General features: G+C 69.6%; 1 protein-coding gene. It reads left to right on the top strand.

Annotated features, from left to right (window positions below; genetic code table 11):
• Window positions 1-91: 91 nt before the first annotated feature.
• On the top strand, window positions 92-365 hold a 274-nt coding region (locus DEIPI_RS30500; RefSeq protein ID WP_045234157.1), incomplete at its 3' end, for an AAA family ATPase.

The following is a 365-nucleotide window of genomic DNA, read 5'->3' as shown; positions in this document are numbered from 1 at the left end:
CCACGGTAACGTTCTCGTCCGCCCCGTCCATGTAGGGTGAGGCCGTCAGTGTGCCCTCCGGGCAGGACTCACCTCGGGAAAGGCAGGTTCCATGCAGATCCTCTTCGTCGCGCCCGCCGGTCAGGACGTCGGCCTCACCACCGTCTCGCTCAGCCTCGTGCGGGCCCTTCAGCGCGCCCGCCTCAACGTCGGCTTCCTCAAGCCCATCTCGCAGGACGACGCGCCCGTCGACCGCAGCACGCACTTCGCGCGTCAGCTGCTCTCCGGCACCATCCCGGACCCCATCTCGCGCGCCCGCGCGGAGTCGCTGCTCGGAGCGAGCGATCAGGACAGCCTCATGGAGGACGTCGTGAGCCTCGCGCAGC

Source organism: Deinococcus pimensis DSM 21231 (genome assembly GCF_000519345.1).
In the GTDB taxonomy this organism is placed as follows: domain Bacteria; phylum Deinococcota; class Deinococci; order Deinococcales; family Deinococcaceae; genus Deinococcus_A; species Deinococcus_A pimensis.
The sequence above is the reverse complement of the archived record's forward strand: the minus strand, read 5'-3'. Positions and strand labels throughout refer to the sequence as shown.